15 protein-coding genes are annotated in these 18,706 nt (G+C 61.7%); 1 reads left to right on the top strand and 14 read right to left on the bottom strand.

What is annotated here, in order from left to right; all coding sequences use genetic code 11:
- Window positions 1-175 precede the first annotated feature (175 nt).
- Together ACN19L_RS19425 and ACN19L_RS19430 are read right to left on the bottom strand one after the other, a co-directional pair.
- On the bottom strand, window positions 176-2,644 hold the full coding sequence (locus ACN19L_RS19425) for a M1 family aminopeptidase (protein ID WP_426491116.1): 2,469 nt from the start codon (window positions 2,642-2,644) through the stop codon (window positions 176-178).
- Between the two features lie 109 nt (window positions 2,645-2,753).
- Complete coding sequence (locus ACN19L_RS19430) at window positions 2,754-3,650, bottom strand: DUF5996 family protein (RefSeq protein WP_426491117.1); 897 nt, start codon at window positions 3,648-3,650, stop codon at window positions 2,754-2,756.
- A gap of 163 nt (window positions 3,651-3,813) precedes the next feature.
- On the opposite strand from ACN19L_RS19430, the gene ACN19L_RS19435 reads away from it, so the two are divergent.
- The gene (locus tag ACN19L_RS19435) at window positions 3,814-4,686 is read left to right on the top strand and encodes an alpha/beta hydrolase (RefSeq protein WP_426491118.1); all 873 of its coding nucleotides are present in this window, start codon (window positions 3,814-3,816) and stop codon (window positions 4,684-4,686) included.
- Window positions 4,687-4,805: 119 nt separating this feature from the next.
- On the opposite strand, the gene ACN19L_RS19440 is transcribed toward ACN19L_RS19435, so the two are convergent.
- The 12 genes from ACN19L_RS19440 to paaB form a co-directional block, all read right to left on the bottom strand.
- Window positions 4,806-7,967 (bottom strand): efflux RND transporter permease subunit, encoded by a 3,162-nt coding sequence (locus tag ACN19L_RS19440; RefSeq protein WP_426491119.1) that lies wholly within the window; start codon window positions 7,965-7,967, stop codon window positions 4,806-4,808.
- A gap of 220 nt (window positions 7,968-8,187) precedes the next feature.
- Window positions 8,188-9,291, bottom strand: coding sequence for an efflux RND transporter periplasmic adaptor subunit (locus ACN19L_RS19445; protein ID WP_426491120.1), 1,104 nt, complete (start codon window positions 9,289-9,291; stop codon window positions 8,188-8,190).
- Between the two features lie 53 nt (window positions 9,292-9,344).
- Complete coding sequence (locus ACN19L_RS19450) at window positions 9,345-10,631, bottom strand: TolC family protein (RefSeq protein ID WP_426491121.1); 1,287 nt, start codon at window positions 10,629-10,631, stop codon at window positions 9,345-9,347.
- A 237-nt stretch (window positions 10,632-10,868) separates the two neighbouring features.
- The gene (locus ACN19L_RS19455; RefSeq protein ID WP_426491122.1) at window positions 10,869-11,639 is read right to left on the bottom strand and encodes an enoyl-CoA hydratase/isomerase family protein; all 771 of its coding nucleotides are present in this window, start codon (window positions 11,637-11,639) and stop codon (window positions 10,869-10,871) included.
- Window positions 11,640-11,750: 111 nt separating this feature from the next.
- On the bottom strand, window positions 11,751-13,811 hold the full coding sequence (gene paaZ / locus ACN19L_RS19460) for a phenylacetic acid degradation bifunctional protein PaaZ (protein ID WP_426491123.1): 2,061 nt from the start codon (window positions 13,809-13,811) through the stop codon (window positions 11,751-11,753).
- Window positions 13,812-13,898: 87 nt separating this feature from the next.
- Entirely contained in the window at window positions 13,899-14,288 is a 390-nt protein-coding gene (locus ACN19L_RS19465) for a hypothetical protein (protein WP_426491124.1), read from the bottom strand.
- A 65-nt stretch (window positions 14,289-14,353) separates the two neighbouring features.
- Window positions 14,354-14,791, bottom strand: a complete 438-nt coding sequence (gene paaI / locus ACN19L_RS19470) for a hydroxyphenylacetyl-CoA thioesterase PaaI (RefSeq protein WP_426491125.1) — start codon at window positions 14,789-14,791, stop codon at window positions 14,354-14,356.
- Window positions 14,769-15,947, bottom strand: a complete 1,179-nt coding sequence (locus ACN19L_RS19475; protein ID WP_426491126.1) for a 3-hydroxyacyl-CoA dehydrogenase NAD-binding domain-containing protein — start codon at window positions 15,945-15,947, stop codon at window positions 14,769-14,771. The genes paaI and ACN19L_RS19475 overlap by 23 nt, the downstream gene beginning before the upstream one ends.
- 103 nt (window positions 15,948-16,050) lie before the next feature.
- The gene (locus ACN19L_RS19480; RefSeq protein WP_426491127.1) at window positions 16,051-16,830 is read right to left on the bottom strand and encodes an enoyl-CoA hydratase-related protein; all 780 of its coding nucleotides are present in this window, start codon (window positions 16,828-16,830) and stop codon (window positions 16,051-16,053) included.
- Window positions 16,831-17,002: 172 nt separating this feature from the next.
- Window positions 17,003-17,506 (bottom strand): 1,2-phenylacetyl-CoA epoxidase subunit PaaD, encoded by a 504-nt coding sequence (paaD, locus tag ACN19L_RS19485; RefSeq protein ID WP_426491128.1) that lies wholly within the window; start codon window positions 17,504-17,506, stop codon window positions 17,003-17,005.
- Window positions 17,500-18,297, bottom strand: a complete 798-nt coding sequence (gene paaC, locus ACN19L_RS19490; protein ID WP_426491129.1) for a 1,2-phenylacetyl-CoA epoxidase subunit PaaC — start codon at window positions 18,295-18,297, stop codon at window positions 17,500-17,502. The genes paaD and paaC overlap by 7 nt, the downstream gene beginning before the upstream one ends.
- A 13-nt stretch (window positions 18,298-18,310) precedes the next feature.
- Window positions 18,311-18,598: a 1,2-phenylacetyl-CoA epoxidase subunit PaaB gene (paaB, locus tag ACN19L_RS19495; protein ID WP_125432697.1), complete on the bottom strand. Its 288-nt coding sequence runs from the start codon at window positions 18,596-18,598 to the stop codon at window positions 18,311-18,313.
- Window positions 18,599-18,706: the final 108 nt, after the last annotated feature.

Below are 18,706 nucleotides of genomic sequence, written 5' to 3' on the forward strand. Positions count from 1 at the left end.
AGCTTCTTTTAAAAGTTCGATTTTTTGAAGAAGATGTAACCCTATTGGGTAAAATGCGTTGTTCAATTTTCTGCTGAATAGGGCCTTAGCCACCACATTTGAGGAAACTATGAGGCACAAAAAAAGACCGAAGCACGCTTCGGTCTTTTTTTGCTTTTGGCGGGAAAGTGCTATTCTATTCTGCTTTCTTGATAGCCTCCATAGCGGCATCCAGCACAGCCTGCTGTTCGGAGGGCTTACCCTGCTTGGCCTTGGTCAGCATTTGCAGAATGGGCTCATCCACGCCGTAGCGCTTGTACTGCACGCCCAGCTTCTGGAGGCGCTCAGCCCCTTCGCGCACCACGGTGGCATCGGAGAGGCGAGCCATGAAGCCGGCAATGCTTTCCAGCATCTGAAACTTGCCCTGGGGGCCAGCCGCGTCAAACTGCTGGCGCACGAAAGGCCAGTTGCTGGCATCGCCCTGCTCGGCGTACACGCTGGCCACGGCGGCGGCCACGGTGCCGTTCTGGGTCGTTTCCAGGGCCTTGGCGCGGGTTAGCGCAGCTTTCGGCTGCACGGCGGCCAGACCTTCCAGGGCGGCCCCTTCTACCGCGTACGACTGGCTTTCGAGCGACCTGAGGAACAGCTTTTCGTCCTTTTTATCCTCTACCCTCGCCAGCGCGCTTAGTAAGGCAGCCTGCACGTTAGTGTTTTTCTCCTGAGCCAGCTGCTTGCGCAGGGCTGGGGTGGCGGCTTTCTGCACGGCCTTGTCATCCAGCTTCAGCGCGGCAATAGAGGCCATGCGGATACCCGTGGCCTTGTCGGTGAGGCCAGCCAGCAGCACCTGGCGGGCGGCGGCATCGGTGGGGGGCAGGGCCGCGGCGGCGGCCACGGCCTCGCGCCGGTCAACGTAGCGGGGGGCGTTCTTGAACTGGTAGGCGAAATCGGCAAACGGCTTGTTGTCGGTTTTCTGCCACAGCAGCACCTTTTCGGCGTCCACGTTCACCAGGCTGGGCTTGCTGGCGGCCGCAAAGCGGAAGGTTTCGGCACGCTCGCGCATCCATACCTGGTGGCGCTCCGGCTTGCCGTTTACGTACACATCCACCGCAATGGGCAGCTGGAACACAGTGCCGGGCTGGGTTTGCTTGATGGTAACGGTCTGCTGCCTGGCGGCGGCATCGTAGCCGTAGTCGATGGTGACCACAGGATGACCCGCGCCGAAGTACCACTGGTTGAAAAACCAGTTCAGGTCTTGCCCCGATACGGCCTCCATGGCCAGGCGCAGCTGGTGGGCCTCGCCGTTGCCGAACTTGTTATCAGTGAGGTACTTTTTCAGGCCGGCGAAGAACACGTCGTCGGTGAGGTAGCTGCGCAGCATGTTCAGAATCTGGCCGCCCTTCTGGTAGCTCACCAGGTCAAACATGTCCTCCTTATCGGCGTAGTGGAAGCGCACGAGCTGCTTCTGGGCGTCGCGGGGGCTGCGCAGGTAGTTGCGCATGTTCTGGTAGGCGTGGGCGTCGCCGGCGTCCTGGCCGTACTTGTACTCGGCCCACAGCGCCTCCGAGAAGTCGGCAAACGACTCGTTTACCGTCAGGTTGCTCCAGCTCTCGGCCGTTACCAGGTCGCCGAACCACTGGTGGAACAGCTCGTGGGCAATAACCGACTCGCCGTTGGCGTACTCAGCATCGAGAGCTTCGCGCGGGTCCTTCTGCACAAACTCGCCGTGCAAAGTGGCCGAGGTATTTTCCATGGCCCCGCTCACGTAGTCGCGCACCACCACCTGGGCGTACTTGTTCCAGGCATAGTCCACGCCCAGACGGCGCGAGAAGAACTCCATCATTTCGGGCGTGTTGCCGAAAATCTGCTTGGCGTAGGGCGCGTATTTGGGCTCCAGGTAGTAGCTCACTTCTTTGCCGCGCCACGTGTCCTTCGTGATTTTGAAGTCGCCCACGGCCATCATGAACAGGTAGGGCGAGTGGGGCAGCTCCTGCTTCCAGGTGTCGGTGCGGGTGCCGTCGGCGTTGTTTTTCTGGCTGGTGAGGGCCCCGTTGCTCAGCGTTACGTAGCGAGCGGGCACCGTCATGCTGATTTCGGCGGTGGTTTTCTGGTTGGGCTTGTCGATGGTGGGAAACCAGGCCGACGACGCCTCCGTCTCGCCCTGCGTCCAGATCTGGCGGGGCTTGCCGGCCTCGGTGCTGTCGGGGTTGATGAAGTACAGGCCCTTGGCGTCGTTGATGGCGGCCGAGCCTTTTACTTTCAGCTCGTCGGGCTTGGCCACGTACTCCAGGTACACGGTGTACTGCTGGCCGGGCAGGTAGGCTTTGTCGAGGTCAATATCCAGCTGCTGGTTGTCGTAGCGGTACTTCAACGTCTTGGTGCTGGTGCCGTCCACCAAGGTCACCGATTTAATATCCATGCCCTTGGCGTCGAGGCGCAGCGAGTCGGTGGCGTAGCCCACGGGCTGCAGCGTCACCCATTCCTTGCCCAGGAGCTGGCGCTTGGCGTAGTCAAAGCGCACATCGAGCTTGGTGTGTACCAGGGCGTTGATTTTGCGGGCCGATTCGCGGTATAGCTTGAGGGCGGCCGTATCGGCGGGGGCGGCTTGCTGGGCCAGGGCGGGGGCGGCGGCCAGCAGGCCCAGGCTCAGCAGGAAAGCTTTGGTCATAGCGGAAAAAAGGGAGAGTGAAATCAGGCTGCTAGTTGCAAACTTTTCAGCACAGATGCGGCCGGGTACGGTAGAGTTGCTTTTGCGGGCCCGATTTCCGGTCGGCGCGTTACCGTTCCAGCGCTGCCCGGTCCCAGCCGGCCAGGGTGGCGCCGGCGGCGTAGGTGCTGTCGAGGAATTCGCGCAGGGCGGCCGCGGGGTCGGGGGCGGTGCGCACGGCTTCGTAGGGCAGCAGGAATTCGCCCAGTTCCGCACTGTAGAAGGCGGCGGCCGGCTGCACCGGGGCCTCGGCGAAGCCAGCCGGGGCGGGGGCGGTGTAGGCGTAGAAGGCGGCTTCCTGTCCGTTGCCGCCGGGCCAGAAACCGTGGCTGATGACCTCGTGGGAGTAGGCTTCGCGGGTGATGCCGTCGGCCCCGGGGCAGGCTGGGGCCAGGCGGCCGGAAAAGCGCGTCACGGCCAGGTCAAACGAGCCCCAGAAGAAATGGACCGGGCTGCACTTGCCGATGAACCCGGCCCGGAATTGCTCCAGCACCGGCGTAATGAGGGTGAGGACCCGCCAGAACCGCTGGGCCGCCTCGGGGTCGTAGCTGGCGTGCTGCTCGTCTTCGGCAAACGGAATCGGGTGTTCGATTTCCACCGGTACCGGCCAGATGCGCACCTTAATGCCTAGCTCGGCCAGCATTCGTTGCACCTCGTGGTAGAAGGCGGCCACGGAGCGGGGCTGCAGGGCCAGGCGCTGTTCGGCCCCGTCGCTGCACCGGATGATGAGTTGATGGTTGAGGAAATCGAAGTCCATCTGGAAGCTGCGGCCTTCGTAGGGCATGGCCGAGGTGGTGAGGCCTCGGGCCGAAACGTAGAGCGGCACGTTCCAGAAATGGTTGACGAGTGGGGTAGTAGCCAGCCGGATTTTGCCCACGACCTGCGAGTACAGGTGCAGGGTGGCGAGGGTATCGGCCCAGGCGGCCAGGGGCAGGGCGGGCCAGGAGGTGGCGGAGGCGGTAGGCATGGCAGGCGGGGTAGCAGGTGAAACGTGCTGATAAAGACGCAACTTAGGGCAGGCGCGTTGGGAAAAGGCCGCTGGTATTTTGGGGCCTCTTGCTTCGGGCCGGCCAGCCTCCGCAACGGGCCGCTACAAATCTGCGTCTGTACCCCGTATCCATTCCTCTCCTATGAAAAACTGTTTCCGTCTGCTGCTGCTGCTGTTGCTGGGTCCCGCCGCCCACGCCGCCACCGTCGATACCGTGGCCATTGCCAGCGCCGCCATGCAGCGCACCTACAAGGCGGCCGTGGCGGTGCCGGCCTCCTACGCCAAAAATAAAAAGGCCCGCTACCCAGTGCTGTACCTGCTGCACGGGGCCTACGGGCACTTCGCCGACTGGAGCAGCAAAACGCCCGACAAAACCCTCATCCACCGCCTCGCCGACCAGTACAACCTCATCATCGTGATGCCCGAGGGCGAGACGTTCAGCTTCTACCTCGATTCGCCGGTGAACCCCGGCAGCCAGTTCGAAACCTACATTACCCGGGACGTCATCGGGGCCATCGACCAGCGGTACCGCACCGTGGCGCGCAAGGAAGGCCGGGTTATTTCGGGCCTCTCGATGGGCGGGCACGGGGCGCTGTACCTCTCGGGGCGGCATCCGGAGCTGTTTGCCGCGGCCGGCAGCATGAGCGGGGCCCTGGATTTGAGCATCACCAACCGCAAGCTCAACCCCCAGGAAGCCCAGCAGCGCCAGAGCCTGTTCAACCCCATCCTCGGCCCCGAAACGCCCGCGCCCAGCCCGTACAGCGCCAACTCGGTGGTGAACATGGCCGACAAGCTGTACACCAACGGTCTGCCCCTCATCATCGACTGCGGGGTGGACGATTTCCTTATCGACATCAACCGCGAAGTGCACCGCCGCCTCGTGTACAACCACACCCCCCACGACTACACCGAGCGGCCCGGCGCCCACACTTGGGAGTACTGGCAAAACGCGCTGCCCTACCACGTGCAGTTCTTTCAGCAGGTGCTGGAAAAGGGCGGGGTAGCGGTGAAGTAGAAATGCAATAGGTACGTCTCGCGGCGTGCTGATTTGACAGGCGCAAGAGCAGTTGCGTCTCTACACCGTTTTACACAAACAAAACGCCCGGTCAATGACCGGGCGTTTTATGTTTCAACCTAATGCGCCAGCACGGCTTGCTGCCGCTCGGGGTGCAACTGCGGGTCGTCGCCGTAGTGGGTGTGCTCGGCGCGGTAGGCCCGCTCGAAAATCAGGGGGAAGATGAACAGGGTGAGGACGGTGCCGGTGATGAGGCCGCCAATTACCACAATGGCCAGGGGCTTGCTGGTTTCACTACCGATGCCGGTGCTGATGGCGGCGGGCATCAGGCCGATGGTCGCCATCAGAGCCGTCATGACCACGGGGCGGACGCGGCTGGTGACGCCCTCGTGGATGCTGCGGTCCAGGCTGAGTTTACGCACCATGTTCTGCTTGAACACCGATATCAGAATCACCCCGTTCTGGATGCAGATACCGAACAGGGCAATGAAGCCGATACCGGCCGAGATGCTGAAGTTGGTGTGCGTGATGAGCAACGCCGCAATTCCGCCGATGATGGCAAACGGCACGTTCAGGAGCACCAGCCCGGCATCTTTTAGGTTGCCGAACAGGATAAACAGGATGAAGAAGATGAGGGCCAACGACACCGGCACCACCTGCGTGAGGCGCTGGGTGGCGCGGCGCTGGTTTTCGAAGTCGCCGGTCCACTTCATGCTGTAGCCTTTGGGCAGGCTTACCACGGCGTTTACCTTTTTCTGGGCCTCCTCGACGGTGCTGCCCATGTCGCGGCCCCGGATGCTGAACTTCACGGCGGCGAAGCGCTGGTTATCGTCGCGGTAGATGAGCGAGGGGCCGTTGACGTCGCCGATGGTGGCAATTTCGGAGAGGGGAATGGTGGTACCGTTCTGGGTGGGCACCATGAGGGCGGCAATTTCCTCGGGCGTCTGGCGGAACTGCTCCTGGTAGCGCACCCGGATGGGGAACTTCCGCTCGCCCTCGTACATCTGCGAGGCCTGCTTGCCGCCCACGGCCATTTCCAGCACCGCGTTGGCGTCGGCTTTGCTCACGCCGTACTGGGCCATGCGCTGCTCATCCAAATCCACGTGCAGCTCGGGCTGACCAATGTTGCGGAGCACGCCCAGGTCATCGATACCTTTTACCTTTTTGAGGATACCGTACACCTGGCGGGCTTTTTCCTCCATCAGCTTCAGGTCGGTGCCGTAAATCCTCACCGCAATGGAGCCTTTCACGCCCGAGGCGGCTTCCTCCACGTTGTCGGTGATGGGCTGGGAGAAGTTGAAATCCACGCCGGGGAAGCGGTTTAGCTTCTCTTTCATGTGCTCAATCAGGGCTTCGCGCTTGTCTTTGTGCTTCATTTCGGCTTCCACCGCGGGGGTGTGCTTCAGCTGCACCAGAAACTCGTTGTTGTAGAAGCCGGTGGGGTCGGTGCCGTCGTTGGGGCGGCCGGTCTGGCTCACTACGTCGCCCACCTCGGGGAACGACAGGAACACGCGGCGCATCTCGTTGCAAAGCTTGTTCGATTCATCGAGGCTGATGCTCAGGGGCAGTTGGGCCCGCACGTAGATGGAGCCTTCGTTCAGCTCGGGCAGGAACTCGGAACCCAGGAAGTGGAACGCGCCCATGCCCAGCACTACGGCCACGGTGGCTACCAGCAGACTGGCGGTTTTGCGGGCGTAGGTGAAGCGGAAGAACCGCTCGGCCCCACGGTTGATGCCCCGCACGAAGAAGTTATCCTTCTCCACCACGTTCTTTTTGAGCAGCAGCGAGGTGAGCACCGGCACCAGCGTGAGCGTGAAAATCAGGGCCCCCAGCAGGGCAAAACCTAGCGTCCAGGCCAGCGGCGAGAACACCTTGCCTTCCACCTTTTCGAAGGAGAAAATGGGTAGCAACGCGGTGATGATGATGGCTTTGGAGAAGAAAATGGCCTTGCCCATGTCGCGGCCGGTTTTCTTGATGAGGCCCAGCTTAGCCAGCTTGTTGAAGCGCTCCATACCCATCTTATGGGCCTTGTGGTCGAGGGCCACGAAGAGCCCTTCCACCATCACCACGGCCCCGTCGATGATAATGCCGAAGTCGATGGCGCCCATGCTGAGCAGGTTGGCCGACATACCCTTCAGCCGCAGGCAGATAAACGCAAACAGCAAGGCCAGCGGAATAATCACCGACACGATGATGGTAGTGCGCCAGTCGGCCATGAACACGAACACAATAACCGTCACCAGAATAATGCCCTCCAGCAAGTTGTGAATCACGGTTTCGGTGGAGAAGTCGATGAGCTGCTGCCGGTCGTAGAAGGTTTGAATCTTCACGTCGGAGGGCAGAATCTTCTCGTTGAGGTCGGCTACTTTGTCTTTGACGCGGGCAATGACTTCGGAGGGGTTTTCGCCCTTGCGCATCACCACAATTCCTTCCAGCACGTCGTCGTTCAGGCCCCGGCCCACCTTGCCCAGCTTCGGCAACGCTGATTCGTGCACGATGGCCACGTCCTTCACCAGGATGGGGGCCCCGTTCACGTTCTTGATGACGGTGTTGTTGATGTCGTTGATGTTGTTGAGCAGGCCAATGCCGCGTACCACGTAGTTCTGCTGGCCCTCGTTTATCACGTCGCCGCCCACGTTGATGTTGCTGCGCTGGATGGCGTTGTAGAGGTCCAGGGGGGTGAGGCCCAGGTCCTGGAGCTTGCCGGGGTTCACGCTGATTTCGTAGTCCTTCACCTCGCCGCCGAAGCTGTTCACGTCGGCCACGCCGGGCACGGCTTTCAGGTTGCGCTCCACCACCCAGTCCTGCAGGGTTTTCAGCTCGCGGGTGGTTTTGTCCTTGCTCTTAAGGGTGTAGCGGAAAATCTCGCCGGTGGGGCCGTAGGGCGGCTGCACGTCGGGGTCGGCACCCTCGGGCAGGTCGGCCTGGCTGAGCAGGTTGTTCACCTGCACCCGGGCAAAGGCATCGTCCACGCCATCATCGAAAATCACCTTCACCACCGACAGCCCGAACAGGGTGGTACTGCGGATGCTGGTTTTCTTCTGCACCGGGTTCAAGGCAATTTCAATGGGCGCCGTGACGAACTTCTCAATCTCCTCGGCCGAGCGGCCGGGCCACTGCGTGATGATGGTAATTTCGGTGTTGGTGACGTCCGGAAAGGCCTCAATAGGCGTATTCCGGTAGCTCATCACCCCGGCCACAATGACCACAAAGGTCATCAGAAACACGAAGCCCCGGTTTTTGAGCGAAAAGGCAATAATGCCCTGGATGAATTTGTTCATGGATTTTGGAGAAGCTGGAAGGCGGTAACTAGAGCTAGAAAAAGGCAGTGCTAGCCTAGCTCCCCTCCTCAGATGAGGAGGGGCTGGGGGTGGTTGATAAGCGGTTGGATAGTTTTTAGCACTAGCTCTAGATGACGGGCTGGCGCTCCGGTCAACCACCCCCAACCCCTCCTTGCTTGATGCGCAACATCATCTGAGGAGGGGAGCTAGCTTTCTAGCTCTAGTCGTTCAGCTCGTCGTAGACCAGCAGCTGGTTTTGGGCGATGATGTGCTCCCCGTCCTTCAGGCCTGATTGCACGTAGCTCACGTCGCCCACGGTTTTGAAGAGTTGAACCTCCCGGGTTTCCACGTGGTGCCGGTCTTTGAACACCATCACGAAGTTGCGGTCCTTATCAAATACCACGCACTTGGCGGGCACGGCCAGCATCTGCTGATTTTCGGTGTTGAGGACCTTGATTTGGGCGTACATCTCGGGCTTGAGCTGATAACCGGGGTTGTTGAGCTTCACCCGCACCTTCATCACCTTGCTTTCCGGGTCGAGCACGTTGAACACCTTGTCGATGCGGCCCTGGAAGTGCTTGTCAGGGTAGGAGAGGGTAGTTACGTCGGCCTGGTAGCCCTCCTGCACCTTGCTGATGTCCGACTCAAACACGTTGGCCATGATCCACACGTCGTCGAGGTTGCTCACCGTGAACAGGTTGCCCACGTTGTCGGCGTTGAACTGCATGTGGTCGGTCACGTTCTTCTCGGTGATGAAGCCCGAAATGGGGGCCCGCAACGTGTAGGTGCCGTCGGCCGATACGCCGTACACGCCCAGCTGCTTGTTGGTTTTGCCCACGTTGCTCTGGGCCTTGCGCAGCTCCTGGCGGGCCAGCGTCACGTCGCGCTCCGAAGCCAGGCCGGCTTTGTACTGGTCTTCCAGCACCGAGAGGTTTTTGCGGGCAATATCCAGGTCGGTGCCGGCGGTGCTGTTCTGGTTCTGCAGGTCGGCAATTTCGCCGCTCTTGATGACGGCCAGCACCTGGCCCTTGGTCACATGGTCGCCCAGCTCCACGCTCAACTGCTCCACCACGCCGCCCACCAGCGGGTACACCTTCACGGTTTTGTCGCCGTCGGTGGCAATCTGGCCCGAGAGGTTCAGCTCGTCGCGCACGGGCTCCTGGCGCACCGTGTCAATCTTCAGCTCCCGCAGCATCTGGTCCGACATCGAGAAGCCGGCTTCGGCCTTCTGCGGGGCGTCGGTTTCTTCGGATTTCGAGCAGCCCGCCAATCCCAGGGCGAGCGGGAGGGCCAAGGAAGTGGCCAGAGTGGCAAAGCGGGTCATTGGGAAAGGGCGTTTGAGGGGAGAAAGAGAAGGTTGAGAAGTCGGCAGCATGATTATTCGGCGTTGAACACCGGGCGGCCCACGGCGTAGTTGAGTTGTTCGAAGGCGCGCACCCGGTTGGCGCGCAGGTTGTTGAGCTGCACCAGGTTGTTCTTGTAGCTCTCGTAGAAATCCAGAAACTCCACGACGGTGAGGTTGCGCTTGGCGTAGCTCTCGTCAATGCCCTTCATCAGGCGGTCGAAGTCGGAGGTTTCCCGGTCGGTGCCCTGGTAGAGCTGGTCGTTCTGGCGGGCCAGGCGCCAGGCTTCCTGCACGTCGTTCTGCACCTGCAGCTGCTGCTGACCCAGCTGGGCCTTGCTCACCTCCATCTGGTTTTGCGCCGTGCGAATGTTGCCCTGGTTGCGGTTGAAGATGGGCACGGCCACGCCCAGCGTGAGGGCGTTGTAGTTCTGGATGTAGTTGCCGGCCCGGTCGTACACGTAGCCCACGGCCAGGTCGGGGGTGGCCAAAGCGCGCTGCAGGCGCAGGTTCTGGGTTTGCTGCTGCACGGCGGCCTGGCGGGCTTTCAGGTCGGCGCGGTTCACCTGGGCCGAGTCGATGAGCTGCGCCTCGGTGCGGCCAGTCAGGCTCAGGGCTTTCAGGCGGTTCTGGTCGGCCTGGGGCAGGTAGTAGGCCCCGGTGGTGTCGCGCATCAGGGTGCGCAGCTCGGCTTGCTCCGAGGCTATGTCGTTGAGCAGGGCCTGCCGCTCGTTGCGGAGCTGAAACAGGAAGGCTTTCAGCCGAATCACCTCTTTCAGGGCAATGTTGCCCTTGTCGTACTGGCCCTGGTACAGGCTCACGGTGCGCTGGAAGCTGGCTACTTCCTTGTCATACACACCCACGCTCTGCTGCTTAAAATACAGGTCGTAGAAAGTGCTACGGAGCTGGTAGCGCAGGGTACGCAGCAAATCCTGGAGGGTGAACTGCTCCACCAAAGCATTCTGCTGGGCCACGCTGGCGGCGGCTTTGCGGCGGCCAGCCAGGGCAAACAGCTGCTGCACCTGCACGGCGGTGTTGCCGGTGCGCGTTACGTCGAGGGTTTTGTGGGTGAGCTGGTTGTAGGCGTTCTGCTCCAGCGAGATGGTGGGGTTGTCCCAGAGCTTGGCCTGCAGAATCTGAGCCTCTGCGGCCGACACGTTGTAACGCTGAGCCAGCAGGTTCAGGTTATACTGCACGAACCGTTGTTCGGCGTCGGAGAGGGAGAGCCGCACCGTGTCGCCGGCGAGGGGAGCAGCCGCGGCGGGGCGGGTAAGAAGGCTGAGCAGCAGGGCCGCCATCAGCACGAAAACAGAGCGTTGCATAACCGGATTCGGTGGTTGGTTATGCAAGAGTACGCCCCCTGTATTAGGGCTGAATTAGAGGTAGATTAGAAACGGATTAGAGGGTAATATTTTCTGGTGAAAGCCCGTTTGAAGCTAATAGGAGCCTTTTTGGCAGATGGACAAGCTGAAAAAAGCCGGTACCGGAAGCTGCTCCTGGTAACTTCCGGTACCGGCTTTCGCTGAGCCCGATACGTTTTTCTTGTCAGCTACAGCGGGTTAGCTTTTAAACCGCTGCAGGGCCTGCCGGGTGAAGTCGGACAGTACCAATCGGCCGCTGATGCCGGCGCGCTCCACCAGCAGCTGGTCCCAGTGCTCGGTGCCCTGCCAGAGTACCCGTTTCAGCTCGGTGAGGGCCTCGGGATTGTAGGCAGCCAGCTTGCCGGCAAAGGCGGTTACGGCCTCGTCGAGGTGGCGGATGGTGTCGTGCACTTCGGCGTACAGGCCGTGGTTGCAGGCCCAGGTAGCCGTGCGAAACTCGGCGGCATCCAGGGCCAGCTGGGCAAAGGCGGCCTTGCCGATTTTGCGCTCTACGGCCGGACCCACCACAAACGGACCAATGCCCACCACCAGCTCGCTGAGCTTCACCCAGGCCTGCTGGGTGGCGAAGCAGTAATCGGTAGCCGCGGCCACGCCCACGCCGCCGCCAATGGCTTTGCCCTGCACCCGGCCGATGATGATTTTGGGGCAGGTGCGGCAGGCGTTAATCACCTTGGCAAAACCCGAAAAGAAAGTCTGGCCCTGGGCTTCATCTTCAATGGCCATCAGCTCATCGAAGGAGGCCCCGGCGCAGAAGGTTTTGTCTCCCTCACTGCGCAGGATGATAACCTTAGTGGCGGCTTCCTGGCCTACGCGGGTGATGGTTTCGGCCAGCTCCGTGAGCAGGGCCCCCGGTAGGGAGTTGTGGCTGGGGTGGAAGAAGCTGATGGTAGCCACGCCCCGGTCATCGGTGGTGGTTTCTACTTTGCCAGCGGTAAGAATGTCGTTCATGGGGAAGGTTCGCGCAGTGTCTCGGGGTGGGAAGGCGCAGGGTCTCGCGGTGGCCGGGCGGCAGTGCACTGCGAAACCCTGCGCCTTCCACCGCGAAACACTGCGGGAAATCTATTCCTGGTTCTTCTTTTTCACCATCGTGAGGATGGTGGCTACGGCCACGGTTTCGCCGGTCTGGTCGGTTACTTCTACCAGCCAGCGCACGATGCCCTTGGCTACGTCGGTTTCGTCGCGTTTCTCCTGGCCGATTTTCTCCTTCACCGTCAGCGTGACGCCGATGGTGGTGCCGGGGTACACGGGCTTGGTGAAGCGGCACTCGTCGAGGCCGTAATTGAGCAGCACCGGGCCCTTGCGCGGGTCCACAAACATGCCGGCGGCCTTGCTCAGGATGTAGTAGCCGTGGGCCACGCGGCCGGTGAAGAGCGTGCCTTCCAGCGAGGTTTCATCCACGTGGGCGTAGAAATTGTCGCCCGATACCTGCGCGAAGTTGGTAATATCGGCTTCCGTGACGGTGTGCTTGTGCGTCACGTAGGCCTGCCCGATTTCCAGCTCCTCGAAGTAGTGCTGGAAGGGGTGTTTGTCCTTCTCGATTTGCTTGGCCTTGGGCTGGTACACCTGGGTAATGGCCGTAATCATGCTGGGTGAGCCTTGCAGGGCCACGCGCTGCATGAAGTGCTCCACCCCCCGGATGCCGCCCATTTCCTGCCCGCCGCCCGCGCGGCCGGGGCCGCCGTGAATGAGCTGGGGCAGCGGGGAGCCGTGGCCGGTGCTTTCCTTGGCCATTTCCTCGTTGAGCACCAGAATACGGCCGTGGTGCGTAGCTGCGCCCAGCACAAACTCCTGCGCCACCTCGGCGCTGTTGGTGGCAATGCTGGTTACCAGCGAGCCGCGGCCCATGTTGGTCAGGCGCACGGCTTCGGCGGTGTCTTTATAGGGCATCAGCGTGGCCACCGGCCCGAAGGCTTCCACCTCGTGCGAGTCGAGGTGCTCGAAGGGCCGCTCATTCAGCAGCAGGATGGGGGAGATGAACGCGCCCTTGGCGGCATCGGCCCCGCGCTCCTGGCCCAGGATGTTCACCGTGTCCAGGTCGCCGTACACGATGGGGGTGCGCTCGGCCAGGCGGCGCACTTTGTCGCGCAGAATGGCGGCCTGCTCGCGGCCGGCCAGCGCGCCCATGCGCACGCCTTCGGCCAGCGGGTGCCCCACAGTGGTTTGGCTCAGGGCCTTGCCCAGGGCAATCTGCACGTCTTCCAGCAGGTTTTCGGGCACGATGATGCGGCGGATGGCGGTGCACTTCTGCCCGCACTTGGCCGTCATTTCCTTGCGCACCTCCTTCACAAACAGGTCGAACTCCGGGGTGCCGGGCTGGGCATCGAGGCCCAGCACGGCGGCGTTCAGCGAGTCGGCCTCCATGGTGAAGGGCACGGCTTCCTCCACGATGCGCGGGTGGGCGCGCAGCTTACGGCCGGTGGCGGCCGAGCCGGTGAAGGTTACCACGTCCTGGTAGGTCACGTGGTCGAGAATACCCTGGCCCGAGCCCACCACCAGCTGCAGCGCGCCCTCAGGCAGAATACCGGATTTGATGATTTCGCGCACCACGGCCTCGGTGAGGTAGGCGGTGGGCACGGCGGGCTTCACCACGGCGGGCATGCCGGCCAGCAGGTTCACCGCAATTTTCTCCAGCATCCCCCAGATGGGGAAGTTGTAGGCGTTGATGTGCACGGCCACGCCCTCGCGGGGTACCAGCAGGTGCTGGGCCATGAAGGTGCCGCCCTTGCTCAGGCCCACCGGCTCGCCCTCCACGTAAAACGGCTTGTCGGGGAATTTGCGGCGCAAAGAGGCGTTGGCAAACAGGTTGCCGATGCCGCCCTCGATGTCAATCCAGGAATCAGCGCGGGTGGCGCCGCTGCGGTAGCTCAGCTCGTAGAACTGCTCCTTGCGCTCCTGCAGGTAAAACGCCAGGGCCTTGAGCATGCGCCCCCGCTCGTGGAAGGTGAGCTTGCGCAGCGCGGGGTTGCCCACGCGGCGGCCGTAGTCGAGGATAGAGGCAAAGTCGTAGCCCTCGGGGTGGGCCAGGGCAATGACTTCGCCGGTGGAGGCGTCGTAGAGTTCCTGCTGGTCGCCGGAGCCGGCGTGCCAGCGGCCGAGGGTGTAGTTTTCGAGAGTGGTCATATGGTCGGGTGGTGAGTAGGTTATAAATAGAACGTCATGCTGAGCTTGTCGAAGCATCTCTACTGCTTCCTTGGAGCTACAGCGCGGTTATTCGACATCTTCATCGTCAGTTACCCATTCTGACTCGTCGTTTACTGGCTGAGGTAATCTGCCTTCAAGCCATTCTTTCATATCGGCAGGCTTAAAATCCGGGTGTTTGTTTTCAAGCACCCAGGACAGAAATTCTAGTGGTCCGCCATTGCTATAAGGAGGGGGAGAAACTGGGTAGAAGGCCGTCGGCAGCCGCTCGTTCACAGATAAGCAGTTGGCCACGTGTCCTAATTCTTGCACCACGTGCCAAGCCAGAGGATGTTGAATGTCGATTCTAAACTTAACTGACCACATTCCCGCTTCATTAGTTTCTACACCAGCTACATGCACTATAGATGGTATCTGTTCCAGAAAGCGTTGCAGGGCATCGGACGTGTTGTTATGCATCAGTAATCAACATTCAAATGAAGCAGTAGAGAAGCTTCGGAAAGCTCAGCATGACGGCCTAATTTTTACAATACTTCCGTACTGGTGCGGTAGGCGGTGCCTTTGAACAGGGCCAGCAGGGTGCCGTGCTGGTTGGTGAGGCGCAGGTGGTACACGCCCACTTTGTGGCGGAGGCTTTCCTCGCGGGCTTCCACCGTAATCAGGTCATCGGGGCGGCCGGGCTCCAGGTAGTCGATGGTGACGCTCAGGGCCACGCTCTGGCGGCCGTGGCTGTTGCAGGCGAAGGCAAAAGCCGAATCGGCGGCGGCAAAGGCCACGCCCCCGTGCAGAATGCCGAAACCGTTGAGCATCTCGGGCCGCACCCGAAACTGCAGGCGGCAGTAGCCGGGGGCCATGTCCGTCACCTCCAGCCCCAGCCAGTGGCTAAAGGCGTCATGCTCCAGCATCCGGTTTTTCACGGCCTCGGCGCGGGCCACCAGCTCAGCGGGCGTCGGCTGGCTCATGCTGCAGGAAGGGTTGATGGGCTTTTACCAGCCGGCGCAGCAGCGGGCTGGCGCGGTACCGGTCTTCGTGGTATTCCTCGTACAGCGCGTCGAGGGTGGCCAGCACGGTGGCGGGGCCCAGCTCATCGGCCCACTGCAGCAGGCCCTTGGGGTAGTTTACGCCCTTGGTCATGGCCAGCTCCAGGTCGGGAGCCGAGGCGACGCGCAGGTGCAGGGCGTCGGCGGCTTCGTTGATGAGCATGGCCAGCACGCGCTGCACAATGCGGCGGCCCAGCACCTCGTCGCGGGTGGGTTCGGGCAGGGTGGCCCCGTCCCGGTAGTCGTAAAAGCCGCGGCCCGATTTGCGGCCGTAGTAGCCGGCCTCAAACAGGCGCTTCTGGGTGAAGCTGGGCTTGTAGCGCGGGTCGAAGAAAAACGAAGTGAACACCGATTCCGTGACCCGGTAGTTCACGTCGTGCCCAATGAAATCCATCAACTGAAAAGGCCCCATGCGGAAGCCGCCCAGCTCGGTGAGGGCCCAGTCGATGGTGGCGGCGTCGGCCACGCCTTCCTCCAGCAGCCGGATGGCCTCGCCATAGAAGGGCCGGGCAATGCGGTTCACAATGAAGCCCGGCGTGTCTTTGCACAGCACCGGCAGCTTGCCCCAGCGCTGTACCAGCTGGCGGATTTCCTCGGCCAGTCCGGCGCGCGTCTGCACCGCCGGAATCACCTCCACCAGCTGCATCAGCGGGGCGGGGTTGAAGAAGTGGATGCCAATAAACCGCTCGGGCCGCTGGCAGGCCGCCGCAATGCTGGCAATGGACAGCGACGACGTGTTGGACGCCAGCACGCAGTCGGCCGCAACCACCAGCTCTACTTCCCGGAACAGCTGCTGCTTCACGCCCAGATCTTCCACAATGGCTTCCAGCACCAGCCCGCAGTCGGCAAACTGGCCGAGCTCGGTGGTGGGCTGCACGCGGGCGGCGGCGGCGGCGGCCGCTTCCGGGGTGAGTTTGCCTTTCTCCGCCAACTTCTGGAGGCCACTGCGGATGCCGGCCACGGCCCGGTCCAAGGCAGCCGTGTTCTGGTCGAGCAGGCGCACCGGGTGCCTGGCTTGGGCTACCACCTGCGCAATACCCGCCCCCATAGCCCCGCTGCCAATAATTCCGATAGTCATGTGTTGGATGGTTAGGTGGTTGGGTGGTTAGGTGGTTGGGTAGTTAGCCGCTCTACATAGTTATTGAACTGCCAACCACCTGACTACCCAACCACCCAATCATTTAATTCCCCGTGAACGTGGGCTGGCGTTTTTCAAGGAAGGCGGCTACGCCTTCTTTGTAGTCGGCGGTGCTGCCGGCGCGGAGCTGGTAGTCGCCCTCGGCGCGGAGCTGGCGGGTGAGGTCGTTGCCGAAGCTCTGGTTGAGCAGCTGCTTGGTGTAGGCTAGGCCCTTGGTGGGCATGGCGGCCAGCTTGCGGGCCAGGGCATCGGCTTCCTGCTCGAAGGTATCGTCGGGGAAGGTTTTGTAGATCATGCCCATCTGCACGGCTTCCTGGGCCGATACCTTGTCGCCGGTCATCATTAGGGCCGAAGCGCGCTGCATACCAATGAGACGGGGCAGAAAGTAAGTGCCGGCGCTGTCCGGAATCAGCCCGATTTTGCTGAACGCCTGAATAAACGAGGCCGACTCCTTCGCCACCACCACATCACAGGCCAGGGCCAGGTTGGCCCCCGCGCCGGCGGCCACACCATTCACGGCCGCTACCACCGGCTTGTCCAAGGCCCGAATCAGCTCCACGATGGGGTTGTAATGCTTCTCCACGATGTCGGCTACCTCGGGGGCGTTGGGACCGGTAATTTCGGCCAGGTCCTGGCCGGCGCAGAAGGCTTTGCCGGTGCCGGTGAGCAGCACGGCGCGCACTTCAGGGTTCTGCTGGCACTCGCGCAACTGCTGCTGCAGGGCCAGCGCCACGTCCTTATTCACGCTGTTGAATACCTGCGGCCGGTTGAAGCGGATGGCGGCCACACCGCCATCGAGGGAGAAATGGAGAGAGTCGGTCATATGTGGGAAAGGGTGGGAAAAGGCGTAAACTAGGTCTAATTCCCCTCCTCAGATGAGGAGGGGCTAGGGGTGGTTGAAAGATTAGAAGTAGAAACTAGAACTAGATGATGTTCAACGGTTGTCAACCACCCCTAGCCCCTCCTCATCTGAGGAGGGGAATTAGTTCTAGTGCTCAATGGCATTTGAAGTAGTCAAAGGGCTCTAGGCAGTCGTTGCACTGGTAATGCGCTTTGCAGGCGGTGGAGCCGAACTGGCTAACAAGCCGGGTGTTGGTGGATTTGCAGTGCGGGCAGCGCAGCACGGGCTCCTGCCCGAAGAGGTTGAGCACGTGGCCGGTGGCGTCCTGGGGCGGAGCAATGCCGTAGGCTTCCAGCTTCTGTTTGCCGGCCTCCGACATCCACGCCGTCGTCCAGGCTGGGCTGAGCTGGTTGTGGATGTGGAGTTTGGTGATACCCTCGGCCAGCAGCCGCAACCGAATATCGGTGGCAATGGTATTCATGGCCGGGCAGCCCGAGTAGGTGGGCGTGATAGTCACGTGCACCTCGTCGCCGCGCAGCTCTACCCCGCGCACAATGCCCAGGTCCAGAATACTGAGCACCGGCACCTCGGGGTCAGAAACTTCTTCCAGCAGCTGCCAGATGCGCTCCTCGGTGGGTGCCGTTGCGTGCTCTACCATTGCAAGCCGGGGTAAGTACGTTGCAGGTACTGCAGCTCCGCCAGCAGGTAGCCCAGGTGCTCGGAGTGGCGGCCGATTTTGCCGCCCTTCTGCATAAATACGCCCTGCGGAACCGGCAACGTAGCCTCGACAAATACCCGCTCCACGTGCTGATCAATCTGCTGCTGAATGGCGGCGTGGTCGGGCAGGAAACCGGCGGCCTGCAAGACCTGTTCGGTAGCCGAAGGCGTAGTCAACTCACCCGAATAGCGCCAGAGGGCGTTGATGGCGGCTTCCACGCGGCGGCGGCTCTCCTCGGTGCCATCACCCAGGCGGATAACCCACTCAGCGCTCCACTTCACGTGGTAGGCCGCTTCCTTTACCGATTTTTCGGCAATGGCGGCCAGCTGCTTATCGGGGCCGGTTTGCAGGTGCAGCAGCAGGTGGTAGTGGAACGCATCATAGATAAACTGCCGCACAATGGTGTGGGCGAAGTCGCCGTTGGGCTGCTCAGCCAGCAGCACGTTGCGGTACTCCACCGCATTGCGCAGATAGGCCAAATCGTCCTCGGTGCGGCCCCGGCCTTCCAGCTCGGCCGCGTACTGGTAGTAGCTGCGCGCCTCGCCCAACAGGTCGAGGGAAATGTTGGCCATGGCCAGGTCCTGCTCCAGAATGGGGCCGTGCCCGCACCACTCGCTCAGGCGGTGGGCCAGAATGAGGCTGGTATCGGCCAACTGTAGCACATACTCAAATAGCTGCTGCCGCAGCTCGGGCGTCACGTCGGGCACTACAATGGTGTGGGAATCTTGCATAGCGGCCCGCCGGTTACATGTGCTTGATGGAGTCCGGCACCGTGTAGAACGTGGGGTGGCGGTAAATTTTGTCGTTGGCCGGCTCGTAGAAAGCAGCCGAGTCATCGGGGTTGGAGGCGTGCACGTGCTTGCTTTCCACCACCCAGATGCTCACGCCTTCGAGGCGGCGGGTGTACACGTCGCGGGCGTTCTGGATGGCCATTTCGGCGTCGGCGGCGTGCAAAGAGCCCACATGCTTATGGTCGAGACCTTGCTTGCTGCGGATGAATACTTCCCACAGCGGCCATTCTTTCTGAGACATACGAGGAACCTCACCCCCTAGCCCCCTCTCCGTAGGGAGAGGGGGGACTAGCTCTAGTTTTTAATTCTAGAAACTGTCCTTGCCAGTGAGCGGAAGCGTTAAGAGGTT

The sequence above is a fragment of the Hymenobacter sp. 102 genome, assembly GCF_049949205.1.
GTDB lineage: Bacteria > Bacteroidota > Bacteroidia > Cytophagales > Hymenobacteraceae > Hymenobacter.

Bases quoted from the DNA above. Each gene is read 5' to 3' on its own strand.
- ACN19L_RS19425 (WP_426491116.1), bottom strand. From the start codon at position 2,644: ATGACCAAAGCTTTCCTGCTGAGCCTGGGCCTGCTGGCCGCCGCCCCC.
- ACN19L_RS19430 (WP_426491117.1), bottom strand. From the start codon at position 3,650: ATGCCTACCGCCTCCGCCACCTCCTGGCCCGCCCTGCCCCTGGCCGCC.
- ACN19L_RS19435 (WP_426491118.1), top strand. From the start codon at position 3,814: ATGAAAAACTGTTTCCGTCTGCTGCTGCTGCTGTTGCTGGGTCCCGCC.
- ACN19L_RS19440 (WP_426491119.1), bottom strand. From the start codon at position 7,967: ATGAACAAATTCATCCAGGGCATTATTGCCTTTTCGCTCAAAAACCGG.
- ACN19L_RS19445 (WP_426491120.1), bottom strand. From the start codon at position 9,291: ATGACCCGCTTTGCCACTCTGGCCACTTCCTTGGCCCTCCCGCTCGCC.
- ACN19L_RS19450 (WP_426491121.1), bottom strand. From the start codon at position 10,631: ATGCAACGCTCTGTTTTCGTGCTGATGGCGGCCCTGCTGCTCAGCCTT.
- ACN19L_RS19455 (WP_426491122.1), bottom strand. From the start codon at position 11,639: ATGAACGACATTCTTACCGCTGGCAAAGTAGAAACCACCACCGATGAC.
- paaZ (WP_426491123.1), bottom strand. From the start codon at position 13,811: ATGACCACTCTCGAAAACTACACCCTCGGCCGCTGGCACGCCGGCTCC.
- ACN19L_RS19465 (WP_426491124.1), bottom strand. From the start codon at position 14,288: ATGCATAACAACACGTCCGATGCCCTGCAACGCTTTCTGGAACAGATA.
- paaI (WP_426491125.1), bottom strand. From the start codon at position 14,791: ATGAGCCAGCCGACGCCCGCTGAGCTGGTGGCCCGCGCCGAGGCCGTG.
- ACN19L_RS19475 (WP_426491126.1), bottom strand. From the start codon at position 15,947: ATGACTATCGGAATTATTGGCAGCGGGGCTATGGGGGCGGGTATTGCG.
- ACN19L_RS19480 (WP_426491127.1), bottom strand. From the start codon at position 16,830: ATGACCGACTCTCTCCATTTCTCCCTCGATGGCGGTGTGGCCGCCATC.
- paaD (WP_426491128.1), bottom strand. From the start codon at position 17,506: ATGGTAGAGCACGCAACGGCACCCACCGAGGAGCGCATCTGGCAGCTG.
- paaC (WP_426491129.1), bottom strand. From the start codon at position 18,297: ATGCAAGATTCCCACACCATTGTAGTGCCCGACGTGACGCCCGAGCTG.
- paaB (WP_125432697.1), bottom strand. From the start codon at position 18,598: ATGTCTCAGAAAGAATGGCCGCTGTGGGAAGTATTCATCCGCAGCAAG.